26 protein-coding genes and 1 tRNA gene are annotated in these 23,681 nt (G+C 69.7%); 17 read left to right on the forward strand and 10 right to left on the reverse strand.

The genetic code is table 11. The features are described from left to right. The first annotated feature begins 28 nt into the window (after positions 1-28). Complete coding sequence (locus J8N05_RS10915; RefSeq protein ID WP_210882234.1) at positions 29-1,672, forward strand: RDD family protein; 1,644 nt, start codon at positions 29-31, stop codon at positions 1,670-1,672. 109 nt (positions 1,673-1,781) lie between these two features. Beyond that, positions 1,782-2,483, forward strand: a complete 702-nt coding sequence (locus J8N05_RS10920; RefSeq protein ID WP_210882235.1) for an RDD family protein — start codon at positions 1,782-1,784, stop codon at positions 2,481-2,483. Positions 2,484-2,577: 94 nt separating this feature from the next. On the opposite strand, the gene J8N05_RS10925 is transcribed toward J8N05_RS10920, so the two are convergent. Continuing rightward, a complete protein-coding gene (locus J8N05_RS10925) occupies positions 2,578-2,883 on the reverse strand; it encodes a hypothetical protein (RefSeq protein ID WP_210882236.1) in 306 nt (101 codons plus the stop codon). A gap of 467 nt (positions 2,884-3,350) precedes the next feature. Between J8N05_RS10925 and J8N05_RS10930 the strand changes: the two genes are divergently transcribed. Together J8N05_RS10930 and J8N05_RS10935 are read left to right on the forward strand one after the other, a co-directional pair. Then, positions 3,351-5,699 (forward strand): immune inhibitor A domain-containing protein, encoded by a 2,349-nt coding sequence (locus J8N05_RS10930; protein WP_210882237.1) that lies wholly within the window; start codon positions 3,351-3,353, stop codon positions 5,697-5,699. Between the two features lie 124 nt (positions 5,700-5,823). Further along, the gene (locus J8N05_RS10935) at positions 5,824-6,156 is read left to right on the forward strand and encodes a hypothetical protein (protein WP_210882238.1); all 333 of its coding nucleotides are present in this window, start codon (positions 5,824-5,826) and stop codon (positions 6,154-6,156) included. Positions 6,157-6,505: 349 nt separating this feature from the next. Here J8N05_RS10935 and J8N05_RS10940 read toward each other — a convergent pair whose 3' ends face one another. Both J8N05_RS10940 and J8N05_RS10945 read right to left on the reverse strand, forming a co-directional pair. Beyond that, positions 6,506-7,090, reverse strand: a complete 585-nt coding sequence (locus J8N05_RS10940) for a nicotinamidase (protein WP_210882239.1) — start codon at positions 7,088-7,090, stop codon at positions 6,506-6,508. 215 nt (positions 7,091-7,305) lie between these two features. Beyond that, positions 7,306-8,634, reverse strand: coding sequence for a nicotinate phosphoribosyltransferase (locus J8N05_RS10945; protein ID WP_210882240.1), 1,329 nt, complete (start codon positions 8,632-8,634; stop codon positions 7,306-7,308). 122 nt (positions 8,635-8,756) lie between these two features. Between J8N05_RS10945 and clpS the strand changes: the two genes are divergently transcribed. The 7 genes from clpS to J8N05_RS10975 all read left to right on the forward strand — a co-directional run bounded on the left by clpS (position 8,757) and on the right by J8N05_RS10975 (position 13,830). After that, on the forward strand, positions 8,757-9,074 hold the full coding sequence (gene clpS, locus J8N05_RS10950; protein ID WP_210882241.1) for an ATP-dependent Clp protease adapter ClpS: 318 nt from the start codon (positions 8,757-8,759) through the stop codon (positions 9,072-9,074). Positions 9,075-9,240: 166 nt separating this feature from the next. Then, the gene (locus J8N05_RS10955; RefSeq protein ID WP_210882242.1) at positions 9,241-9,846 is read left to right on the forward strand and encodes a DUF2017 domain-containing protein; all 606 of its coding nucleotides are present in this window, start codon (positions 9,241-9,243) and stop codon (positions 9,844-9,846) included. 355 nt (positions 9,847-10,201) lie between these two features. After that, positions 10,202-11,662: an amino acid permease gene (locus tag J8N05_RS10960; protein WP_210882243.1), complete on the forward strand. Its 1,461-nt coding sequence runs from the start codon at positions 10,202-10,204 to the stop codon at positions 11,660-11,662. 118 nt (positions 11,663-11,780) lie between these two features. Beyond that, entirely contained in the window at positions 11,781-12,203 is a 423-nt protein-coding gene (locus J8N05_RS10965; protein WP_210882244.1) for a Mov34/MPN/PAD-1 family protein, read from the forward strand. Positions 12,204-12,303: 100 nt separating this feature from the next. After that, positions 12,304-12,405, forward strand: coding sequence for a putative leader peptide (locus J8N05_RS48090; RefSeq protein ID WP_313904860.1), 102 nt, complete (start codon positions 12,304-12,306; stop codon positions 12,403-12,405). Positions 12,406-12,575: 170 nt separating this feature from the next. Continuing rightward, positions 12,576-12,854 (forward strand): MoaD/ThiS family protein, encoded by a 279-nt coding sequence (locus tag J8N05_RS10970; protein WP_107015983.1) that lies wholly within the window; start codon positions 12,576-12,578, stop codon positions 12,852-12,854. 25 nt (positions 12,855-12,879) lie between these two features. Then, a complete protein-coding gene (locus J8N05_RS10975) occupies positions 12,880-13,830 on the forward strand; it encodes a PLP-dependent cysteine synthase family protein (RefSeq protein ID WP_210882245.1) in 951 nt (316 codons plus the stop codon). A gap of 171 nt (positions 13,831-14,001) precedes the next feature. Here the strand turns inward: J8N05_RS10975 and J8N05_RS10980 are convergent, their stop codons facing one another. Further along, complete coding sequence (locus J8N05_RS10980; protein ID WP_210882247.1) at positions 14,002-14,457, reverse strand: type II toxin-antitoxin system PemK/MazF family toxin; 456 nt, start codon at positions 14,455-14,457, stop codon at positions 14,002-14,004. Between the two features lie 191 nt (positions 14,458-14,648). On the opposite strand from J8N05_RS10980, the gene J8N05_RS10985 reads away from it, so the two are divergent. Then, on the forward strand, positions 14,649-15,401 hold the full coding sequence (locus J8N05_RS10985; RefSeq protein WP_210882250.1) for an MBL fold metallo-hydrolase: 753 nt from the start codon (positions 14,649-14,651) through the stop codon (positions 15,399-15,401). Between the two features lie 127 nt (positions 15,402-15,528). On the opposite strand, the gene J8N05_RS10990 is transcribed toward J8N05_RS10985, so the two are convergent. Next, positions 15,529-16,791 carry a PTS transporter subunit EIIC gene (locus J8N05_RS10990; RefSeq protein ID WP_210882252.1) on the reverse strand — a complete coding sequence of 421 codons (1,263 nt, stop codon included), beginning with the start codon at positions 16,789-16,791 and terminating at the stop codon, positions 15,529-15,531. Between the two features lie 381 nt (positions 16,792-17,172). After that, entirely contained in the window at positions 17,173-18,459 is a 1,287-nt protein-coding gene (locus tag J8N05_RS10995; protein WP_210882254.1) for a PTS transporter subunit EIIC, read from the reverse strand. Between the two features lie 131 nt (positions 18,460-18,590). On the opposite strand from J8N05_RS10995, the gene J8N05_RS11000 reads away from it, so the two are divergent. The 4 genes from J8N05_RS11000 to rdgB all read left to right on the forward strand — a co-directional run bounded on the left by J8N05_RS11000 (position 18,591) and on the right by rdgB (position 20,978). Beyond that, positions 18,591-18,890, forward strand: coding sequence for a glucose PTS transporter subunit EIIB (locus tag J8N05_RS11000; RefSeq protein ID WP_210882256.1), 300 nt, complete (start codon positions 18,591-18,593; stop codon positions 18,888-18,890). Positions 18,891-18,983: 93 nt separating this feature from the next. Next, entirely contained in the window at positions 18,984-19,721 is a 738-nt protein-coding gene (gene rph / locus J8N05_RS11005) for a ribonuclease PH (RefSeq protein ID WP_210882258.1), read from the forward strand. Positions 19,722-19,889: 168 nt separating this feature from the next. Further along, on the forward strand, positions 19,890-20,294 hold the full coding sequence (locus tag J8N05_RS11010; protein ID WP_210882260.1) for a hypothetical protein: 405 nt from the start codon (positions 19,890-19,892) through the stop codon (positions 20,292-20,294). Between the two features lie 81 nt (positions 20,295-20,375). After that, positions 20,376-20,978, forward strand: a complete 603-nt coding sequence (gene rdgB / locus J8N05_RS11015; protein ID WP_210882262.1) for an RdgB/HAM1 family non-canonical purine NTP pyrophosphatase — start codon at positions 20,376-20,378, stop codon at positions 20,976-20,978. A gap of 87 nt (positions 20,979-21,065) precedes the next feature. Here rdgB and J8N05_RS11020 read toward each other — a convergent pair. From J8N05_RS11020 to bcp, 4 genes are all read right to left on the reverse strand, one after another. Continuing rightward, positions 21,066-21,138 (reverse strand) — tRNA-Leu (locus J8N05_RS11020). 55 nt (positions 21,139-21,193) lie between these two features. Next, positions 21,194-21,856 (reverse strand): HNH endonuclease, encoded by a 663-nt coding sequence (locus J8N05_RS11025; protein ID WP_210882264.1) that lies wholly within the window; start codon positions 21,854-21,856, stop codon positions 21,194-21,196. Next, positions 21,853-22,506, reverse strand: a complete 654-nt coding sequence (locus tag J8N05_RS11030; RefSeq protein WP_210882266.1) for an HNH endonuclease signature motif containing protein — start codon at positions 22,504-22,506, stop codon at positions 21,853-21,855. Before J8N05_RS11030 ends, J8N05_RS11025 begins: the two co-directional genes overlap by 4 nt. Before the next feature lie 169 nt (positions 22,507-22,675). After that, on the reverse strand, positions 22,676-23,143 hold the full coding sequence (gene bcp / locus J8N05_RS11035) for a thioredoxin-dependent thiol peroxidase (RefSeq protein WP_210882268.1): 468 nt from the start codon (positions 23,141-23,143) through the stop codon (positions 22,676-22,678). Between the two features lie 168 nt (positions 23,144-23,311). On the opposite strand from bcp, the gene J8N05_RS11040 reads away from it, so the two are divergent. Beyond that, complete coding sequence (locus J8N05_RS11040) at positions 23,312-23,650, forward strand: DUF3618 domain-containing protein (protein WP_210882270.1); 339 nt, start codon at positions 23,312-23,314, stop codon at positions 23,648-23,650. The last annotated feature ends 31 nt before the right edge of the window (positions 23,651-23,681 follow it).

The following is a 23,681-nucleotide window of genomic DNA, read 5'->3' on the forward strand; positions in this document are numbered from 1 at the left end:
ACCCCCGAGCAGATACGGGACGACGGACATGAGCGCCCCAACCCCGGCCCCCGGCGACGACAGGCCCCGCGAGGGGTACTACCCGGACCCGTCCATTCCTGGATATGTCCGGTACTGGAACGGCGCCGCATGGGTGCCGGGCACCAGCCGGCCGGCGCCCGGCGGCGACCCGGCAGCCTCGGCCGCCGCGCCCGCCCCGGCCGCGAACGCGCAGCCCGCACCCGTGTCCACGGAGGAGACGGGCCCGCACTTCTTCGACGAGGACCCGCCCGCCGCGGGCCCGTCGGCCGCCGCGGGCCCGTCGCCCGCCGAGGCCCAGCACGGCAGCCGCCCCGAACCGGCCACCGCGTGGGGCGCCGACCGCTCCCGGCAGACCGGCTTCGGCGGCGATCCGGACCGCCGGGTCCGCTGGGGTTCACCGGACCCGCGCGTACCGTCGGAGCCCGCACAGCCCGCACAGCCCGCGCAGTCCGCACAGCCGGCCCAGCCCACGCCGCAGGCACAGGCCGCGGCACCGCAGCCCCAGCCCGCACCCCCGGTCCAGCCCGCCGCGCAGCCCGACGGCAGGTCGGACCACACGGACGGCACGGCCACGTTCCACGGGGCCGACTCCGAGAGGGACCCCGGGGCGCCCACGCCTCCTCCCTCCGGCGGCACGGTGGTCTTCCGCAGGCCCACGGGTCCGGTACGCCCCACGGGTGCCGCCGGTGCGGCGGGCGCCGCGGGCACCGCGGGATCGGCCGGTGCCATGGGTGCCGGGCGCGCGCATGTCGCGGGCGCGGGGGCCGCCTCCTCCGGCGTCCCCGGCTCCCGCGAACCCCTCGCCGCCGAGGGCACGATGAGCTTCAGGCGGACGTCGCAGAAGGCAGGACAGCAGCGCGGTACGCAGTCGGCCGCGGCCCAACAGCCCCTGGCCGCGGCCCAGCCCGCGGCCCCGGCGCAGCCGTCCCCCGCCGCCCCGGCCCCGGCCCCGCAGCAGCAGTCCACCCCCACCGTCCCCCCGCAGGCCGTTTCCCCACAGCCGGCCACCCCGCAGGCGCAGGCGCCGATGAGCGCGGGTCCCGGCGGCGGACAGCCCTCCTGGGCCCAGCAGGTGCACCGGCTGGCCGGGCCGGACGAGGACCAGCCCGTCGTGCCGTGGAAGCCGGTGCGGGAGGACCCGTTCCAGTCGGTCGTCCGCTCCCAGGCCGAGGCGCGTCCGGCGGGGCTCGGGAAGCGGTTCGCCGCCCGGCTCCTGGACACGCTCGTGCTGGCCGCGGTCACCGGCGCGGCCGCGGTGCCGCTGGGCACCCGGGCGATGGACCACGTCAACGAGAAGATCGACGCGGCCAAGCTCTCCGGCGAGACGGTCACGGTGTGGCTGCTGGACGGCACGACCGCCCTCTACCTCGGCATCGTCCTCGCCGTCCTGATCGTCTTCGGCGTCCTCTACGAGGCGCTGCCCAACGCCAAGTGGGGCCGCACCCTCGGCAAGAAGCTGTTCGGCCTCCAGGTACGGGACATCGAGGGCGGCGACCCGCCGTCGTTCGGCCTGGCCCTGCGCCGCTGGCTCGTCTACAGCGTCCCGTGCCTTCTCGGCATCGGTGTCGTGGGTGTCGTGTGGGGTCTGTTCGACCGCCCGTGGCGTCAGTGCTGGCACGACAAGGCGGCCCATACGTTCGTCGCGGGCTGACGGCACCCGGCGGCCGTACCGGAGGACCGTTCCGGACGGCCGCTGCGGCGGATACCCCGGACGGCCGCCACCCGTTGCGAGGCCGTGGGGTTCGCGTTCCACTCTGGACATGACCACCGAGCCGCCGCCCCCTCCGGACGACGATCCGTTCAAGAAGCCGCCGGACGAGGACCCGTTCAAGAAGCAGCCGCCGCCTCAGCAGTCTCAGCCGCCGCAGCCGCCACCCGGTCAGAGCGGTGGCTCCCCGTACGGCGCCACCCCGCCCCCGCCACCGCCCCCGCCCTACGGTGGCGGTCAGCATCCCTACGGCGGTGGCCAGGACCCGTACGGCGGCGGCCCGTACACCAACGATCCGCTCGCCGGGATGCCGCCGCTCGCCGACAGCGGCAAGCGCGTCCTCGCGAGGATCATCGACATGATCCTCGTCATCATCGTGGTGTGGCTGCTGACCTGGGGCTTCGGTGTCAACGAGTACGACGTGGACACGGACAAGATCGAGTACGGCAAGTCCTTCGGGCAGTCGCTGATCGCCCTGCTGCTCTACGTCGGGTACGACACCTTCCTGACCACCAGGTCGGGGCAGACCCTCGGCAAGAAGTGGCTGCATCTGCGGGTGGCGAACCTCGACAACGGCTCCACGCCGTCCGTGCAGACCTCGCTGGTCCGCGCGCTGGTGCTGTGGGTGCCGTTCGCGTTCTGCTGCGCATGCGTCTGGACCGCCATCGCGGGCGGCTGGAGTTTCTTCGACAAGCCGTACAAGCAGGGGCTGCACGACAAGGCCGCCAAGACCGTGGTGGTCAGCACCGGCTGAACCGCCCGCCGGCGAACGGCGGGCGGCAGCGCGGAACAGCGAGGTCGGTCCGGGACGGGCCGCGCGGACCGGGTCCGTCCGGACGGAAGCGGACTCAGGCGCGTTCGCGTACCGGCTCGGACGCGCTCGCGGCGGCGACGGTCTCGCGCCGGGCCGAGAGCCGCGGTTCCGGAACGCGCCGGTCCGTCACGGCGGTGCGTGAGGGAGCGGCGGCCGCGGTCGCGGCGGGCTTCGGTGCGGGAACCGTCATGGCCACGAGGAGACCGAGCACGAGGGCGGAGAGCGCGATGATCACGACTCCCAGGCCCGAACTCGTCTGCGACAGCAGCAGCATGGCGAGCGTGGAGAAGAGCACGGTGCAGGAACCGTAGGCGAGCTGTGCGGCGGTCGGACGAGGCATGGCAGTTCCGTCCTCGGGGTGGGGGTCTCCCCCCGGTGCCTCTCGCATGGGGGAGGTGCGAATAAGAAGCAAGGCTGCGACAACGGTGTCGCTTGGCAAAACACCGGAAATCCGGCGCGCCGCCAACCGACTCTATTGGCCTGTCTGCCCGAGGGGAACGAGCAGTAAGCGTGACCTAACCCACGGTGCCGGTGCACAGGGGGCGCACGGAATCATGGCTTCTGCCAACCCCTCTTTCGAACGCGCCTGTTGAGCGGTACACGGATCTGAGTGAGCGGACCGGTAGCGGAACGCGACCCCGGGCCGGCGAACGCATAGCTCACTTGATCTGTCCAAGTCAAGGTCTGTCTTTTCTCCTTCAACTCCGATCGAATGTCGTCACTTGTGACGCGCATAGAGCGCGCGCGGACTCCATAACCTGGACACCCTCCTTCCGCGCGCCCGGGCGTGAGGGAGGACTGCATCAAGTGACCAGCAGACCATGGACGTTCAGAGCAGCCGCAGTGGGTGTCGCGCTCACCGCGGCAGCCGCCACGTTCTCGACCTTCGCGGTGGCGCAGGCCGCCGACGCCGGCGACCAGCCGGCCGCGGCCGCGAACCGGCAGGACCCGGCACGCGCCGGGGACGACGCCGAGCACGAGCACGACCTGAAGGGGCCCCTGACCGACCGTCAGGAAGCCCAGCGCGAGGAGGCCCTCAAGCGGGTCATCTCCGGTGACGCCAAGGCCGTCAAGCGCGGCGGTTCGCAGGTCGTGAAGCTCCAGAACGGCAAGTACGTGGAGCTCGGCCGGGAGAAGACCGACGAGATCTTCACGATCCTCGTCGAGTTCGGCGACAAGGTGGACAGCCGCTACGGCGGCACCCCCGGACCGCTGCACAACCAGATAGCCGAGCCGGACCGTGCCGAGGACAACAGCACGGACTGGAAGGCGGACTACAACACCAAGCACTACCAGGACCTCTACTTCGGCACCGGCAAGGGTGTCGAGTCGATGAAGAAGTACTACGAGAAGCAGTCCTCGGGCCGCTACTCCATCGACGGCACGGTCTCCGACTGGGTCAAGGTGCCCTACAACGAGGCCCGCTACGGCTCCAACAAGTGCGACCCCGACACCTGCGCGTGGAACGCCGTCGCCGACGGTGTCACCGCCTGGGTCGACGCCCAGAAGGCGGCCGGCAAGTCCGACGCCGACATCAAGTCCACGCTGTCCGCCTACGACAAGTGGGACCGCAACGACTTCGACGGCGACGGCGACTTCAACGAGCCCGACGGCTACATCGACCACTTCCAGATCGTGCACGCCGGTGAGGACGAGTCCGCGGGCGGCGGCGCCCAGGGCGAGGACGCCATCTGGGCCCACCGCTGGTACGCGTTCGGCACCGACGCCGGCGCCACCGGCCCCACGGGCAACAAGATGGGCGGCGCCCAGATCGGCGACTCCGGCATCTGGGTCGGCGACTACACGATCCAGCCGGAGAACGGCGGACTCGGCGTCTTCGCCCACGAGTACGGCCACGACCTCGGCCTGCCGGACCACTACGACACGACCAACACGGCGGAGAACTCCACCGCGTTCTGGACGCTGATGTCCTCCGGCTCGTGGCTCGGCACCGGCAAGAACGCCATCGGCGACCTGCCCGGCGACATGACCGCCTGGGACAAGCTCCAGCTCGGCTGGCTGAAGTACGACACGGCGAAGGCCGCGAAGCGCTCCACCCACACGCTGGGCGTGGCCGAGTACAACACCAAGAGGGCCCAGGCGCTGGTGGTCGAACTGCCGAAGAAGGCGGTCACCACCGAGGTCGTCCCCCCGGCGCAGGGCGCCACCCAGTGGTGGAGCGGCAGCGGGAACAACCTCAAGAACACGCTGACCCGTTCCGTGGACCTCACGGGCAAGTCGGCGGCGACGCTGACCCTCGACGGGTACTACGACATCGAGACGGACTTCGACTACCTCTACACCGAGGTCTCCACCGACGGCGGCGCCAAGTGGACCGCCATCGACGGAACGGTCGACGGCCAGGCGATCCCGCGTGACGCCAGCGGCAGCCCCGCGCTGACCGGCACGTCGGCCGCGTACACGAAGCTGTCGTACCCGCTCGACGCCTACGCGGGCCAGAAGTTCGACCTGCGCTTCCGCTACTCCACCGACGGCGGCGTGGCCCAGAAGGGCTTCGCGGCGGACCGCATCACCGTCACCGCCGACGGCTCCGCGGTCTTCTCGGACGACGCCGAGACCGCCGACGCGGCGTGGAAGGCCACCGGCTTCTCCCGTATCGGCGCGTCCTTCACCAACGACTACGCGCAGTACTACATCGCGGAGAACCGCCAGTACGTGTCGTACGACAAGACCCTCAAGGTCGGCCCGTACAACTTCGGCTTCGCGTCCACGCGTCCGTCCTGGGTGGAGCACTTCCCGTACCAGAACGGTCTGTTGATCTGGAAGTGGGACACCTCCCAGCGCGACAACAACGTCAGCCAGCACAAGGGCACCGGCCTGCTGCTGCCGGTGGACGCGCACCCGACGGCGCTGAAGTGGGCCGACGGCACGCTGATGCGCAACCGCATCCAGTCCTACGACTCGCCGTTCAGCTCGTACCGGACGGACGGTCTCACGCTGCACAAGGCGGACGTCGCGACGAAGATCAAGTCGCAGCCGGGCAACCGGGTCTTCAACGACCGCACGAACACGTACTACGACCCGGCCAACCCGACCGGGGGTGTCAAGATCACTGACACCAACACGAAGATCGCGATCGTCAAGGAGCCCCGCGATGGCTCGACGATCACCGTGAAGGTCTCCGCCGCGAAGTAATAAGAGACGTTTACGCAGGTCAAACCATGATCGGCCGCGACCCCCTGGCGGGTCGCGGCCGATCGTGTTTAGGTGCGTCCTGTGACTCTCTTATTGACACCGGATCTCGCGGGGGTATGACCGAATGGCCGCAGGAGGCTTCTGCAAGCTGCCGAACGGCACTGTCGTGGTGGCGTTGAACCTGCCCCGGCCGCTCGCCGCGGGCACCGGTTCGGTGCGGGTGCTGGTGCATGCGCACAACCGCGCCCGCGCGCTGACGCGGCTGCGCAACCTGGGGTTGCGGGCGGTGTATCTGCGCGGCAACGGGCAGCCTCCTACGCCGGACGAGGTCACGGCCGTCCTGCACCATCCCGACGGGCTCATATGGCGCACGGCGCCGGGGGTGGACGCGCTGGCGTCGGAGCTCTGGCATCCGATCCGCACGCTGATACGCCGCCCTGCGGCGCCGACGCCGTAGGCGCGCCCCGTCAGGGGCGCGGGGAACTGCGCGGCCGACCACGACGCGCCTGCGGCGGGCTGACGGCGTGCTGTTGCGGGTGTACGTATCGGCTGCGTCGGCCTGGGCCCCATAAGGGGCGCGGGGAACTGCGCGGCCGGCCACGACGTGCCTGCGGCGTGACGACGGCGTGCTGTTGCGGGTGTACGTGTCGGCTGCGTCGGCCTGGGCCCCGTAAGGGGCGCGGGGAACTGCGCGGCCGGCCACGACGCGCCTGCGGCGGGACGACGGCGTGCTGCGGGAGCGTATGTCGGCTGCGGGCCGGTGGGGGCTTGTCGCGCAGTTCCCCGCGCCCCTTACGGGGCCCGGGTCAGACCACCGGTTTGCCGGAGAGTTCTACGCCTGCCTCTCGGAGCGTGTCCAGGGCCTGGGTCGTGGTGTCGGGGGCCACCCCGGCCGTGAGGTCGAGCAGGACCTGCGTGCGGAAACCCTCCCGCGCCGCGTCCAGGGCCGTCGCCTTCACGCAGTGGTCCGTGGCGATGCCCACGACGTCGACCTCGGTGATCTCCCGCGTACGCAGCCAGTCGCCCAGCGAGACGCCGTTCTCGTCGGCGCCCTCGAAGCCGCTGTACGCCGCCGAGTACGCGCCCTTGTCGAACACGGCGTCGATCGCGCCGGAGGCGACCGCCGGAGCGAAGTTCGGGTGGAAGCCCACCCCCTCCGTGCCGGCCACGCAGTGCGCGGGCCAGGAGTGCACGTAGTCGGGGTTGTCCGCGAAGTGGCCCCCGGGAGCGATGTGGTGGTCGCGGGTCGCCACCACGTGGCGGTAGCCGGCCGGGGCCTGCCCGATCAGCTCCGTGATCGCGGCGGCCACGTCCGCCCCGCCGGACACCGCGAGACTGCCTCCCTCGCAGAAGTCGTTCTGGACGTCTACGACGATCAGGGCGCGGCGCATGGCGGTGTCCTTCGGCTCGGCACCGGCGCTCCGCGGGGGAGGCCGGTTGATGGTGTGCGGGTCGGTGGGGGCTTGTCGCGCAGTTCCCCGCGCCCCTTCAGGGCGCGTTGTCCGTGCGACCGAGCCTGACGCGGGCGTTGCCGTGCCCTTTCCCGGCTTGCCGCCCGTTCACTCCCGTACGGGCCCGGGCCGTGGGCCGGCCGGGCCCGTGGGTCTCACACGTACTCGGTCGGAATGACGGCTTCGCCCCGGGACAGCTGGGTCGCCGACAGGGGCAGGTTCGCGCGGGCCGCCGCGTGCCGGTCGCGTACGACGTCCAGCGGCTCGCGGGCGACGACCTCGCCGCCCTTGACCAGCTGCACCAGCAGCTGCCTGTCGGCGAGCTCGGCCGGGACCGCGCCCGTGCCGATCACCTCGGCCTCGGCGACCCCGTGCTCGTCGAGCCGCCGCGCGGCCCACTTGCGGCCGCCGATGGACGTCTTGCCGCCCGAGGACTTCTTGGCCACCGGCAGGAGCGGAGCCTTCGGGTCCGCGGACTCGGCACGCGCGACGATCTTGTAGACCATCGAACACGTCGGATGCCCGGAACCCGTCACCAGCTGCGTGCCCACCCCGTACGCGTCCACGGGCGCCGCGGCCAGCGAGGCGATCGCGTACTCGTCGAGGTCGGAGGTCACGGTGATCCGGGTCTTCACGGCGCCCAGCTCGTCCAGCTGCTGCCGTACCCGGTGCGCCACGAGCAGCAGGTCACCGGAGTCGATGCGGACGGCGCCCAGCTCGGGCCCGGCCACCTCGACGGCCAGCCGCACGGCCTCGGCGACGTCGTACGTGTCCACGAGCAGCGTGGTGCCCCGGCCCAGCGAGTCCACCTGGGCGCGGAAGGCGTCCCGCTCGGTGTCGTGCACGAGGGTGAAGGCGTGGGCGGACGTGCCGACCGTCGGGATGCCGTACCGGAAGCCCGCGGCCAGGTCGGAGGTGGTCGTGAAGCCGCCGACGTACGCCGCGCGGGACGCCGCCACCGCGGCCAGCTCGTGGGTGCGCCGGGCGCCCATCTCGATCAGCGGGCGCCCGCCGGCCGCCGAGGCCATCCGGGATGCGGCGGCCGCGATGGCCGAGTCGTGGTTGAGGATGGAGAGGATCACGGTCTCCAGGAGCACGCACTCCGCGAAGGAGCCCTCGACCCGCAGGACCGGCGACCCGGCGAAGTACACCTCGCCCTCCGGGTAGCCCCAGATGTCCCCGCCGAAGCGGTACGAGGCCAGCCACTCAAGGGTCGGCTCGTCCACGACGTTCCGCTCGCGCAGGAAGCCGATGACGTCCGGGTCGAATCGGAAGTTCTCCACCGCGTCCAGGACCCGTCCGGTGCCGGCGACGACACCGTAGCGGCGGCCCTCGGGCAGGCGGCGGGTGAAGACCTCGAAGACCGAACGCCGGTCGGCCGTGCCGCCCTTGAGCGCGGCCTGCAGCATGGTCAGCTCGTAGTGGTCCGTGAAGAGCGCTGTCGACGGCACATCCACCGGCAGCCCTAGGTCCGCAGTGTTCATGACCAGGATGCTACCCCTATCTCGTCACTCTGACGATTTCTAGGCCGTGTGATGTGCGGCTCGCCCGCGGTGCGCATGATTTGCGGGCCTCGTTTGGCCGGGCACCCGCCTGTGGTGGCAGCATGGGCCGTGTGACGGCTCCCGCACCCCTAGAGACCGAAAAGACCGAGTCGGCTGAGGAGGTCTTCGCCGTAACCGAGCCCGACGTCCCCTGGGTGACCATCGTCCACAACGATCCGGTCAACCTGATGAGCTACGTGACCTACGTCTTCCAGACGTACTTCGGGTACTCGAAGGACAAGGCCACCAAGCTGATGATGGACGTACACCACAAGGGCCGGGCCGTAGTCTCCAGCGGCACCCGTGAGGAGATGGAACGCGATGTGCAGGCCATGCACGGCTACGGTCTGTGGGCCACCCTCCAGCACGACCGGAAATGACCTGGCCGCAGACCGCGAGACCGGACATCGCAGCCCCACCGGACATCGCGGGACCGCAGAGCGCAGGACCTGTCACGGCAGGACCGGCCGCGGCAGGACCGGCACCCGCCCGACGCCGGCGCAGCACCCGACGCCCGCGCAGTACTGGAAGTAGCGACGCAACCTGATGCCAGGACACTTCGAACCGCTCCCCGGCGGCGGCGCGGCCGTCGCGCTCGACGAGGTCGAGATCTCCATCATCCGCTCCCTCGCCGTACAGCTCCTGGAGCTCATCGGACCGGGCCCCGGCGAGGACGTCTCCGACGATCCGCTCGCCGAACTGTTCGCGGAGGGGCCGAGCGAACCGCCCTCGGACCCCGTGCTGAAGCGCCTCTTCCCGGACGCGTACAGCGGGCCCGACGTCGAGGCCACCTCGCCCGAGCAGGCCGAGGAGCAGCGCGCGTACTCCTCGGAGTTCCGCCGCTTCACCGAGAACGACCTGCGCGCCGGCAAGCGGGACAACGCCCTCGTGGTGATCCGCTCCCTGGACGGCGTCGCGGCCGTGGGGGAGGGCGGAGCGGTCCTGAAGCTGACCTCCGAGGAGTCGAAGCAGTGGCTCAGCTGCCTCAACGACCTGCGCCTCGCGATCGGCTCCCGGCTGGACGTCGTCGACGAGGAGGACACGGACCTCCTCTACCGGCTCCCCGACGAGGACCCGCGCAAGCCGATGGTGATGGCGTACCTGTGGCTCGGCGGGCTCCAGGAGACCCTCGTCGAGACGCTGATGCCGTGACGCGCAGCCGTCGATGACACGGCATCGATTGTTCGCTCAGCGGACGCTCAAATCCGGATAACGATCACATCACCGCCCGGGCCTGCAATGTGGGCCCGGGTGTCGTATGTCCGCTTCTTCTTGTGGCATGCGCTACAAGCGGCACGAAGGGCGAATGTTGCCGCCGTGATAAATCTTCACGATCGCCCGACGGGACACCACCCACGTCCCGCCGGGTGCGCCACCGAGCCGGCGACCGCCGGCCAGGCACGAGCGGGCTCGGGGAGCCCGCGCGACTCCAGTGATCCGGGGGGATTCGGAGACCGGACCGAAGCCGACGAAGGCTCGGACCGGCATGGAGAAAGGCGCATCACACATGACCTCGGTGCAGGTCGGTAAGCACGACGACGAGCGGGGCGGCAACGGCGCCGCCGACGGCGACGCCCCCGAAGAGGGCTACGAACGCGGGCTCGGCAGCCGTCAGGTCCAGATGATCGCGATCGGCGGCGCCATCGGCGTCGGCCTCTTCCTGGGAGCCGGGGCGAACATCGCCAAGGCGGGCCCCAGCCTCATCCTCATGTACGCCCTCGCGGGCGTCATCATCTTCTTCATCATGCGGGCCCTCGGTGAGCTGCTGCTCTACCGCCCGGTCTCGGGCTCCTTCGCGGAGTACTCCCGTGAGTTCCTCGGCCCGTTCTTCGGCTACTTCACCGGCTGGACGTACTGGCTGATGTGGGTGGTCACCGGCATGGCGGAACTCACCGCCGCCGCGATCTACGTCAACTACTGGTTCCCGCAGATCCCGCAGTGGGTCACGGCCCTGGTCTTCCTGGTCGTGCTCTTCGTGGCGAACCTGATCTCCGTCAAGCTCTTCGGCGAGATCGAGTTCTGGTTCTCGATGGTCAAGGTCACCGCCCTCATCGGCATGATCGTGATCGGCCTCGGCGTGCTCACCTTCGGCTTCAGCTCCGCGGGCGACACCGCCGCCGTGTCCAACCTCTGGGCCTTCGACGGCTTCTTCCCCAAGGGCATCGGCTCGTCCCTGATGACCCTCCAGGGCGTGATGTTCGCCTACCTGGCCGTCGAACTCGTCGGCGTCACCGCGGGCGAGTCCGAGAACCCGGAGAAGACCCTCCCCAAGGCGATCAACACCCTGCCCTGGCGCATCGCCCTCTTCTACGTCGGCGCGCTCACGGTCATCCTCTGCGTCGTGAAGTGGACGGAGTTCGCGCCGGGCGTGAGCCCCTTCGTCGCGGCCTTCGCGAAGATCGGCATCCCGGCGGGCGCCGGCATCGTCAACTTCGTCGTGCTGACGGCGGCCCTGTCCTCCTGCAACTCCGGCATGTACTCCACGGGCCGCATGCTGCGCACCCTGGCGGACAACGGCGAGGCCCCGAGGATCTTCAACAGGCTGTCCACCACCAGGACGCCCGCGTTCGGCATCACCCTCTCCGTGCTCTTCATGGGCGTCGGAGTGATCCTGAACTACATCGTCCCGGAGAAGGCCTTCGGCTACGTCGTCTCGGTGGCCACCGCGGCCGGCATCTGGACCTGGCTCATGATCCTCATCAGCCACATCCTGTACCGCCGGGCCGTCGACGCGGGCCGTCTGCCCGCCTCGCCCTTCCCGGCCCCGGGCGGCTCGAAGTTCAGCTGGGTCGCGGTCGCGTTCCTGCTCTTCGTCACCGGCCTCATCGCGTACGACGCCGACTCCCGCGTCTGCCTGTACGTGATGGCCGGCTGGGCCGCCGCGCTCGGCATCGGCTGGGCCGTGCTGAAGTCCCGCAACCCGGAGGTCACCGAGCGCCGCGAGCCGGAGTTCGAGAAGGTCAACTGACGCGGACCCGCCGGTCCCGTCCCGGAGGGCGCGCCTCTCGCCGCCCCCGGATGCCCAGCATGTGGGCAGCCCCGTACCACTCTCCGGTACGGGGCTGCCGTCTGCCTATCCTGGCCCCATGCTGACCATCACCCAGGCCCTCGTCGACCAGATCGTCGCGCACGCGCGCCAGGACCATCCCGACGAGGCGTGCGGCGTGATCGCGGGCCCGGAGGGCACCGGCCGCCCCGAGCGCTTCATCCCCATGCTGAACGCGGCGATGTCACCCACGTTCTACGAGTTCGACTCCGGGGACCTGCTCAAGCTGTACCGCGAGATGGACGACCGCGACGAGGAACCGGTCGTCGTCTACCACTCGCACACCTCCACCGAGGCCCACCCCTCCCGCACGGACATCAACCTCGCGAGCGAGCCGAACGCCCATTACGTCCTCGTCTCGACCGCCGACACCGACGGGCTCGGAGACTTCCAGTTCCGCTCGTTCCGGATCGTGGACGGCGAGGTCACGGAGGAGGAGGTCACGGTGGTGGAGGCGTACTGAGCTTCCGTGGACGCCACCCGATCCCGTATGTCGGGCAGAATTCATCCACTATGCGAGATCACATTCCGGGACCCGGACCGGGAATCGATACGATGAGCCCATGGTTTCCCACGACGTGAGCGACAAGACGCCGGGCATGCTGCTCGTGGCGCGGCTGCACGTCGACCTGTGCAGGCTGCAGAGCGCCATCTGTACGCGCTGAACCCCGCCGCCGTACGGCAGTGAGAGCCTCGGCCCCGCACGGGCCGCGACCGGCGTCCCGCTGCCCCACCCGGCGCGGTTTCCGCACGCACCGCCTCGCGCAAGCCCACGCAACACCACCCAGACCCGACTCGCCTTCCGACTTCCGCTTTCCGACAGGAGCCCGCAACCATGGCCATCGAGGTCCGCATCCCCACCATCCTCCGCACCTACACCGACGGCCAGAAGGCCGTCGAGGGCGGCGGGGACACCCTTGCCGCGCTCTTCGCCGACCTCGAAAGCCGCCACACGGGCATCCAGGCCCGCATCGTGGACGGGGGCGAACTGCGCCGCTTCGTGAACGTGTACCTGAACGACGAGGACGTCCGCTTCCTCGACGGCATCAACACCAAGCTCACCGACGGCGACAGCGTCACCATCCTGCCGGCCGTCGCCGGCGGCATGGTCTGACCGGGCTGCCGGGCTCTGATCGCCGATGCGCTACGACTCCCCGCTGGCCGCGGTGGGCAACACCCCTCTGGTGCGCCTGCCGCGGCTCTCGCCGTCCGCCGACGTCCGTATCTGGGCGAAGCTTGAGGACCGCAACCCGACCGGCTCGGTCAAGGACCGCCCCGCGCTTCACATGGTCGAACAGGCCGAGAAGGACGGCCGGCTGACACCCGGCTGCACGATCCTCGAACCGACGTCCGGCAACACCGGCATCTCGCTCGCCATGGCCGCGAAGCTCAAGGGCTACCGCATGGTGTGCGTCATGCCCGAGAACACCTCGCAGGAGCGGCGGGACCTGCTTGGCATGTGGGGCGCCCAGATCATCCCCTCCCCGGCGGCCGGCGGCTCCAACACGGCGGTGCGCGTGGCGAAGGAGCTGGCCGCCGAGCATCCCGACTGGGTGATGCTCTACCAGTACGGCAACGCCGACAACGCGGGCGCGCACTACGCGACCACGGGTCCGGAGATCCTCGCCGACCTGCCCTCGGTCACCCACTTCGTCGCCGGACTCGGCACCACCGGAACGCTGATGGGCGTGGGCCGGTTCCTGCGCGAGCACAAGCCCGACGTGAAGATCGTCGCGGCCGAGCCGCGCTACGACGATCTCGTCTACGGGCTGCGCAACCTCGACGAGGGTTTCGTGCCCGAGCTGTACGACGCGTCCGTGCTCACCACCCGTTTCTCGGTCGGCTCCGCCGACGCCGTGACCCGTACGCGGGAGCTCCTCCAGCAGGAGGGGATCTTCGCCGGGGTGTCCACGGGGGCCGCGCTCCACGCCGCGATCGGGGTCGGCCGCAAGGCCGTGGCGGCGGGCTCACCCGCCGACATCGTGTTCGTCGTGGCCGACGGCGGCTGGAAGTACCTGTCGACGGGCGTCTACACGGCGGAGACGACGGAGGAAGCGATCGCGACGCTGCAGGGGCAGCTCTGGGCTTAGGGGGGATTCACTTGCCCCCGCCGCCCCTACCCGTTCCCGTCAACGACTCGGGGGCCAGCCCCCGAACCCCCGGTCCTCAAACGCCGGACGGGCTGAAACGTATTCAGCCCGTCCGGCGTTTGAGGACACAGTGACGGGAACGGGTAGGGGCGGCGGGGGCGAGGAAACGCCCTAACGGGCAAGGTGCCGCACCCGGTCCCAGATCCGCGCGTCCACTTCCCCGACCCGCCGCCGGAACTCCCGCACCGGCACCCCCCGCAACTCACCCGTCTCAAGAAAACTCGCGCGCCCCCGCGCATCCCCCACCGCCCCCGCGGGCAGCGCGATCACCCCGCCCCGCCCGTCGTCGTGGTACTTCGTCGTGATCTTCGCGACCACGGCCCTGCGTCCGCGTACCGACAGGACCAGACAGGGCCGGTCCTTCGCCCCGGGCCCGTCCTCGAACGGCACGTTCGCCCACCAGATCTCGGCGGGCCGCGGCCGCGACGGGCGCCGGATCCCATCGACCCGCCCCGGCGGACGCCGCCGGGCGGACGGCTTCCGCCCCCGCCCCCACCCGTCGACGAACGTCGCCACGGCCGCGAGCAGCACCACGGCCGCCAGCGCGAGCCACCACGACGTGTTCATGCGTACGACGGTACCCGGCAGGCCCGAGCCCACGCCCGCGCGCCCCCGAACCGGTGACACCGCAGGTGAGTTCCCCCACAACGGGCCTCGACGGAGGAGCGACCCGCCCTTTCGCGCCTTACGCTCGACGGACCGCACGACCCCCGTCACGACCCCCGTATTCACCCCCCGCCCGCGGAGGTTTCTGCTCTATGAAGCTCACCGTCGTCGGCTGCTCGGGGTCGTTCCCGTCCGCGGAATCGGCCTGTTCGAGCTACCTCGTCGAGGCCGACGGCTTCCGGCTGCTTCTCGACATGGGCAACGGTGCCCTTGGCGAGCTGCAGCGCCACTGCGGTCTCTACGACCTCGATGCGATCTTCCTCAGCCATCTGCACGCCGACCACTGCATCGACATGTGCGCGTACTTCGTCGCGCGCTACTACCGCCATGACGGCGGCCGCTGCGATCCGATCCCGGTCTACGGACCCGAGGGCACGGAGCAGCGCCTGACCACCGCGTACGCGGACACCCCCTCCGCCTCCTCCATGAGCGAGGTCTTCGACTTCCACACGGTCAAGCCGGGTTCCTTCGAGATCGGCCCGTTCTCGGTGCACACCGAGAAGGTCAGCCATCCCGTGGAGGCGTACGGCATCCGCGTGGAGCACGGCGGGCGGTCGCTGACCTACTCCGGGGACACGGGCGTGTGCGACACGCTCGACGAACTGGCCCGGGACACGGACCTGTTCCTCTGCGAGGCCGCGTTCACCCACGGCAAGGAGAACATCCCGGACCTGCACCTCAACGGCCGCGAGGCCGGCGAGACCGCGACCCGTGCCGGAGCGCGCCGCCTCGTCCTGACCCACATCCCCCCGTGGACGGACCCCCGGGCGAACCTGGACCACGCCCGCGAGGTCTTCACCGGGCCGGTGGAACTCGCGACGCCAAGAGCGACGTACGACATCTAGCCCTCGGGCAGTCGGGCTCGTCAGGCACGTCGGGCGGTTCCCGCCCTCCTGCCCCGTGAACGCCGAATTCCCCGGACCGCGCTCAGGCGGTCCGGGGAATTCTTCGTGGTCGAGGAGTGCCTCGGGGCTACTTGGCTTCCGCCTTCTGCAGCTCGGCGAGTTCCTCGTCCGACTCACGGCCCGGAGTCGGCAGGTTGAACCTGGTGATCGCGAAGCGGAAGACGACGTAGTAGACCACCGCGAAACAAAGACCCACCAGGACGAGGCCCCACGGGTTGGTCGCGATGCCCAGGTTGAGGCCGAAGTCGACCGCGCCGGCCGAGAAGCCGAAGCCGTCCTTCATACCGAGTGCCCAGGTCAGCGCCATGGAGACACCGGTGAGGACCGCGTGGATCGCGTACAGGACCGGCGCGATGAACATGAAGGTGAACTCGATGGGCTCGGTCACGCCCGTGACGAACGAGGTCAGCGCCAGGGAGAACATCATGCCGCCGACGACCTTGCGACGCTCGGGGCGGGCGCAGTGGACGATGGCGAGGCAGGCCGCGGGCAGGGCGAACATCATGATCGGGAAGAAGCCGGTCATGAACTGTCCGGCGGTGGGGTCACCGGCCAGGAAGCGGGAGATGTCACCGCTCTTGCCCTCGTACTCACCGGCCTGGAACCAGGGGAAGGAGTTCAGCAGGTGGTGCATGCCGATCGGGATCAGCGCGCGGTTGGCGACACCGAAGATGCCTGCGCCGACGGCGCCCGAACCGACCAGCCACTCACCGAAGTTGTGCAGACCGGTGCCGAGGACCGGCCAGATGTAGCCGAAGACGATGCCGAGCAGCAGGCCCGCGAAGGCGGAGAGGATCGGGACCAGGCGGCGACCGCTGAAGAAGCCCGCCCAGTCGGGCAGCTTGGTGCGGTGGAAGCGCTGGTAGAGCAGGGCCACCACGATGCCCATGACGACACCGCCGAGGACCTTGGCGTCCACGGGCGCGTCGACCATGACGACCTTGCCGTCGACGGCCTTCGCGACCTGCGGCAGGTTCTTGTCGGTGAACGTGGCCAGCACGTTCTTGAAGACGAGGTAGCCCGTGACCGCCGCGAGGGCGGTGGAGCCGTCCGACTTCTTCGCGAAGCCGATCGCGATGCCCACGGCGAACAGCAGCGCCATGTTGTCGAGGATCGCGTTGCCGCCCGCCGCCATGAAGCCGGCGATCTTGGTTATGAACGCCGGGAACGACTCGCGACCGAGCATGTCGGTGTTGCCGAGACGCACCAGGAGCGCTGCCGCGGGCAGGACGGCGACCGGGAGCATGAGGCTGCGGCCGATGCGCTGCAGAACAGCCATCGCGCCGGCACCCTTCTTGTTCGCCGCGGGAGCGGCGCTGGCCGTGGACACAACTTCCTCCTGGGTGTCCCCCCGGCCACGTCAGGCCGGGGGAGGGCAGAGCGCCGCCTGCGGACAGGGAAAAGGGAGACGGCAGCGTCTTCGGGGGAACGCGGTCAATGACCGCGTGGTCTACACCACTCAGTGGTGTAGGCCTGTTGTAGCACGGTGAAGGTGAGATAAGGAACCCGCCAGTTCTGTGGCCCCGGCGACAGCGGGAGGGTCGGCTCAGATCGTTATGAACGCGGCCCCGGAGCACGCCGAAGGGCCCCCGGACCGGTCGGCCGGGGGCCCTTCACTACGTACGCGGAGCGCAGGGCCCCTTCACCAGGTACGCGCAGTACGGGGCCCCGTTCACCAGGTACGCGCAGTACGGGGCCTCTCGCCCGCGCGCTACGCCTTCGTCACGTCCTCGACCTCGTCCTCCGGCTCACGGCCCGGCGTCCGCAGATCGAACTTCGTGATCGCGAAGCGGAAGACCACGTAATAGACGACCGCGAAGCACAGCCCGATCGGGATGATCGCCCAGGGTCTCGTGGCGAGGTTCCAGTTGATGACGTAGTCGATCAGGCCGGCCGAGAAACTGAAACCGTCATGCACCCCGAGCCCCCACGTCACCGCCATCGATACGCCGGTGAGCACCGCGTGGATCGCGTACAGGAGCGGCGCGATGAACACGAACGAGTACTCGATCGGCTCCGTGATGCCCGTGACGAACGAGGTCAGCGCGATCGACAGCATCAGACCGCCGATCTCCTTGCGGCGATGCGGCTTCGCGCAGTGCGTCATGGCCAGACACGCGGCCGGCAGCGCGAACATCATGATGGGGAAGAACCCGGACGTGAACTGACCCGCGTTCGGGTCGCCCGCCAGGAACATGTTGATGTCACCGTGGACGACCGACCCGTCCGGCTTGGTGAAGCTGCCGAACTGGAACCAGATGGGCACGTTCAGGAACTGGTGCAGCCCGATCACCAGCAGCGCGCGGTTGGCGATACCGAAGACACCCGCACCCCACGCGCCCAGACTCACCAGCCAGTCGCTGAAGTCCTCCAGGCCCCGGCCGATCGGCGGCCACACCCACAGACACAGCGCGGCGAACGCGATCGCCACGAACGCCATGATGATCGGCACCAGCCGGCGGCCGTTGAAGAAGCCCAGCCAGTCGACGAGCCTCGTACGGTGGTAGCGCTGCCAGAAGTAGGCCGCCATCAGCCCGATCGCGATACCGCCGAACACCCCCGGATTCTGGTACGTGAAGACCGCGACCGTGCCGTCCTGCGCCTGGCAGCCCGCCGCCACCACCTTGGCCTGGTCCGCGCAGTCCTCCGGGAACTGCCGCAGCACGCTGTAGTAGACGAGGAAACCCGCCGTGGCCGCCAGCGCCGTCGAGCCGTCCGCCTTCTTCGCCATCCCGATGGCCACACCGACGCAGAACAGCAGCGGCAGACCGAGCGAACCGTCGAGCAGCGCGCCGCCCGCGCCCGCCATCACCTTCGAGACGTTCGTCCAGCCGAGACCGTCGGCCCCGAACACGTCCGGCTGCCCCAGCCGGTTGAGGATGCCCGCCGCCGGCAGTACCGCGATGGGCAGTTGGAGGCTGCGGCCCATCTTCTGCAGGCCCTGGAACAGATCGCTCCACCGGGAGCGCGCGGGCACGGCCGCGCTGTCGGCACTCATGGGTGTCCTCCTGCGTCCCAGGTTTGGCGGCCGCTGAAAACTGGTGTAGACCAGTCAGCGAACGATGTGCGAACGGTTCTCGCTGTCGTGATCGTCATCATTCGGCAGAGGCGACGTGGCCGCTCGCGAAGATGGGCCAACTGTGGGTTACTGCGACAAAGCGCTGCGACAAAGCGGTTCGGATCAGGGAGAAGTACATGGCCAGCAAGGCTGAGAAGATCGTCGCCGGGCTCGGTGGCATCGAGAACATCGAAGAGGTCGAGGGCTGCATCACCCGGCTGCGCACCGAGGTCGTCGACCCGAGCAAGGTCGACGAGGCCGCCCTGAAGGCCGCGGGCGCCCACGGCGTCGTCAAGATGGGCACCGCGATCCAGGTCGTCATCGGCACCGACGCCGACCCGATCGCCGCCGACATCGAAGACATGATGTAACTGCCGGGACGCACGTCGAGGTCCCACCCGGTCGAGGGGCCGCTTCCGTGGACGGGGGCGGCCCCTCACCCGTATACGACTAGGCTCTTCGCCATGTCTCGCATCGACGGCCGCACGCCCGAACAGCTCCGCCCGATCACCATCGAACGCGGCTGGAGCAAGCACGCCGAGGGCTCCGTCCTCGTCTCCTTCGGCGACACGAAGGTCTTCTGCACCGCCTCCGTCACCGAAGGCGTCCCGCGCTGGCGCAAGGGCAGCGGCGAAGGCTGGGTGACCGCCGAGTACTCCATGCTTCCCCGCGCCACCAACTCCCGCGGCGACCGCGAGTCCGTCCGCGGCAAGATCGGCGGCCGTACCCACGAGATCAGCCGGCTCATCGGCCGTTCCCTGCGCGCGGTCATCGACTACAAGGCGCTCGGCGAGAACACCATCGTCCTGGACTGCGACGTCCTCCAGGCCGACGGAGGCACCCGCACCGCCGCCATCACCGGCGCGTACGTCGCCCTCGCCGACGCCGTCACCTGGGCCCAGGGCAAGAAGCTCATCAAGGCCAACCGGCAGCCCCTCACCGGAACGGTCAGCGCCGTCTCCGTCGGCATCGTCGGCGGCATCCCCCTTCTCGACCTCTGCTACGAGGAGGACGTCCGCGCCGACACCGACATGAACGTCGTCTGCACCGGTGACGGCCGCTTCGTCGAGGTCCAGGGCACCGCCGAGGCCGAGCCGTTCGACCGCGACGAACTCAACTCCCTTCTGGATCTGGCCGTTCTGGGCTGCACGGAACTCACTGTCGCCCAGCGCACGGCACTTGATACGGTCCTCGAAAGGTAAAGGGCGTCCCAAGAAGGTCGCAGGTCGCGGGCAACCACGGCACCGACGGTCGCGTCCCTAAAGGTGCGGGCGAACGGCACACCACCGTCTCGCCCGGCCAGTACCAAACGGGGGCCCTGAGGCCTACGAAACGGGGCCCTCGGGGGCCTGACACGGGAGGACCGTTCCATGGCCGCGAGCCGCCGCCGACCACGCCGTATCACCGCCGTCGCCGCAGCAGTGGCAGCCGTCGCGCTGACGGCCGGGCTCACCACCGGCTGCGACGCAGTCAACAAGGCGCTCGACTGCGTCCAGACCGCCGACACGATCGCCGACAGCGTCACCGACCTCCAGCAGGCCGTGGAGAACGCGGGCGACGACCCGACGAAGGCCGACGAGGCACTCGACTCGATCGACAAGAACCTCGACACCATCGGCGACAAGACCGACGACACCGACATCAACAAGGCCGTCGACGACCTCCAGAAGGCCGTCGGCAACGTCCGCGACTCCATCAACGAGGGCGACGCGACCCCGGACATCAGCCCCGTCACCGACGCGGCGGGCGAACTGACCAAGGTCTGCACCCCGTAGCGGCACCGGCCGGCCCCGCGGGCGGCGAACGATCACGGGCGGCACGCGAACAGCGCCGTCCACCTGGCTAGGGTGAGCACCATGACCCGCCTGATCCTCGCCACCCGCAACCCCGGAAAGATCACCGAGCTGAGGGCGATCCTCGCCGCGGCGGATCTGCCCCACGAACTCGTCGGCGCCGACGCCTACCCGGAGATCCCCGACGTCAAGGAGACCGGCGTCACCTTCGCCGAGAACGCGCTCCTCAAGGCCCACGCCCTCGCCCGGGCCACCGGACTCCCGGCCGTCGCCGACGACTCCGGCCTGTGCGTCGACGTCCTCGGCGGCGCCCCCGGCATCTTCTCCGCCCGCTGGTCCGGCACCCACGGCGACGACCGCGCCAACCTCGACCTCCTCCTCGCCCAGCTCGGCGACATCGCCGACGGACACCGGGCCGCCCACTTCGCCTGCGCCGCCGCCCTCGCCCTGCCCGACGGCACCGAGCGCGTGGTCGAGGGCCGGCTGCGCGGCACCCTGCGCCACACACCCGCCGGCACCCACGGCTTCGGCTACGACCCGATCCTCCAGCCCGACGGCGACACCCGCACCTGCGCGGAACTGACCCCAGACGAGAAGAACGCGATCAGCCACCGCGGCAAGGCCTTCAGAGGCCTGGTACCGGCGGTGACGGAACTGCTGGGCTGACAGAGCGACGGCCTGGAGAGACCGGAGTGAGGGCTCGACGTGACGAAGGCCCGGCCCGCGAGGTGCGGGCCGGGCCTTCGTCCTCGGTGCGCCCGGTCGGATTCGAACCGACAGACACGACCACCTAAAGATCGCCGCTCAGCCCTTGGCGTACGGGCGCAAGAACCGTGTCCTACTCTACTGGCCGAGGCCGACTGCTGGTGAGGAGAGGCCGACTACAGGTGTCGCCGCCGGCCTCCTCGGCACCAAGTGCTGGTGACCGAATGACAGTTCGGGCACAGCAGACGGAGGTTCTCAGCGCGGTCGTCGGCCCAGTCGCCACTGATGTGATCGATCTCCAGTGTCATCGGATCGCCGAGCCATTCCGGGCCGGTCCCACACTCGGCGCATTCCTCCGGTACGCCGGATTCGAGCAGCGCCCGGCGCAGGAGTGACGTCCTCGTGCGGCGCCCGCCGCTGTGCTTGACGAGCAGGTCCTCCGGTCGTTTCAGGGGTGTCGGCCCGGGCTTCCCGCGTTGGTGGGCCTGTCCGAGGAAATGCGAGGTGTCGATGCCGTATTCGTCGGTCAACCGGGGAAGCAGTGTGCGCAGTCGCGAGTTGTCCGGGCACCTCAGGGCGCGAAGAACTCCCGCGATGGATATGGACTGCGCGACGGCTTGTCGCAGTTCGCTCTCGCTCGGCAGATCGTGGGAACCGCGTCGGCGTCTGCGGGGGAAGTGCGAGATGTCGATCTCGAAGTGCTCGAATCGTCTGTAGAGGTGAAGGCCGAGCTTGCCGTACGGCTTGGTGCCGAAGAAGGCGATGACCTCATCGATGTCCGAGCACTGTTCGGCGGCCTGGGCCAAACGCTCACGGGTGTACTGCACGCGATTGCTCACCGGACGTCGCCCTTTGCGCGCCCTTTGGAGCGACCTCGGTAACCGTCCGTCGTGGAGTGGCAGTTGGGGCAGAGGAAGCGAAGATTCCCGATGCGGTTGTCACGCCAGTCGCCGTCGATGTGGTCGACCTCCAAGGGGAGCGGGCGTCCGCGCCAGACCGGACCCGTACCGCAGCGTGCGCAACACTCCCGTACTCCCGTAGCCGTCATCGCCCGTCGAAGGCGGTTGCTCGGGATGCGCCGGACATGAGCGCCCGTCTGCTCGACGAGCAAGGCTTCCGGTGTTCGGGGGCGTCTGGTCTCTCCTCGCCGGGACGGTGCCTGGAAGTGTGAGGTATCGATACCGAAGGCCCTCACCCTGCGGCTGATGTGGGTGTGATGTCCGCCGACGACCTCAAGGCCGAGCCGGCGCAGCACTTCACACATGTTCGTCGAGGCGGAGACCGCGGTTTCGAGGATTTCTCTGGTCCACCGCGCTCCCTCGCGCTCGAAGTGCGAAGTGTCCACCCCCAACTTCTTCATGCGCGCGTGTACGTACCGTCGTGTCCCGCTCCTCGGATCCACCCCCAACCTCCCCAGGGCCTCCGACAGCGTCCGCGACGACCTCGCTGCCTCCTCCAGCCGCTCCTTGGTGTACGGGCTGGCCGCCATGATCCCCTCCGTTCCGGCCGTCTGTTCGCGGCCTCGTACGGAGTAACGAATCGCTTATCGGATGGTCACGTCCGGAATGCGGAACGGCCCGCGCCGCTTTCGCGGGGCGGGCCGGTACGGAGGAGCGGGTGCTCCTGGACCTCGGATCCGTGACCTCGGATCCGGGACGTCAGATCTCCAGGTCCTTGATGATCTTGGCGACGTGGCCGGTCGCTCGGACGTTGTACAGGGCCCGTTCCACCTTGCCCTTCTCGTCCACCACGATCGTGGAGCGGATGACGCCCATGTAGGTCTTGCCGTAGTTCTTCTTCTCGCCGAAGGCGCCGTACGCGTCCAGGACCTTCTTGTCCGGGTCGGCGACCAGGGTGACCTTCAGGTTCTCCTGCTCGCGGAACTTGGCGAGTTTCTCCGGCTTGTCGGGGGAGACGCCGATGACGTCGTAGCCGGCGCCCGCGAGCAGGTCCAGGTTGTCGGTGAAGTCGCAGGCCTGCTTGGTGCAGCCCGGGGTGAGGGCCGACGGGTAGAAGTACACGATGACCTTGCGGCCCTTGTGGTCGGCAAGGGACACCTCGTTGCCGTCGGCGTCGGGCAGGGTGAAGGCGGGGGCGGTGTCGCCGGGCTGGAGTCGCTCGCTCATCTCGGTTCGGTCTCCTTGCGAGGTGGTGGATACGGAACCGAGCGTAATGGGGGTGCCGGGCGGTGCGCGGAGGGCGAAGCTGACAGACTGTCGATCAGGTGCAGGGCCGACAGGAACCGGCCATGGACCGGCCACGGGAAGAAACGACCACGATTACGGAGGCAGCGCGTGTCGGACACGTCGAGCACGCCGGACACCAGGACTCCGGCGCAGATCGAGGCGGACATCAAACGCCGTCGCGAAACCCTCGCCGAGACGCTCGACGAGATCGGGGTCCGGGTGCACCCGAAGACCATCGTCGGGGACGCCAAGGCCAAGGTGGCGTCCAGCGTCGACCACACCCTCGGACGCGCCTACGTCGGCGTCAACCGCGTCGTCGACGATGTGAAGGGCCAGTTCGTCACGGAGGACGGGGCGCCGCGGCTGGACCGCATCGTGCCCGTGGCCCTCGTGGTGGTCGGCGTCGTCGGACTGCTCACCCTGGGCACCAGGCGCCGCAGGCGTTGAACCGGGCCGAAGCCTTCCGCACCCCACCCGC

Origin of the sequence: Streptomyces liliiviolaceus (assembly GCF_018070025.1) — a bacterium.
GTDB classification, from domain to species: Bacteria; Actinomycetota; Actinomycetes; order Streptomycetales; family Streptomycetaceae; genus Streptomyces; species Streptomyces liliiviolaceus.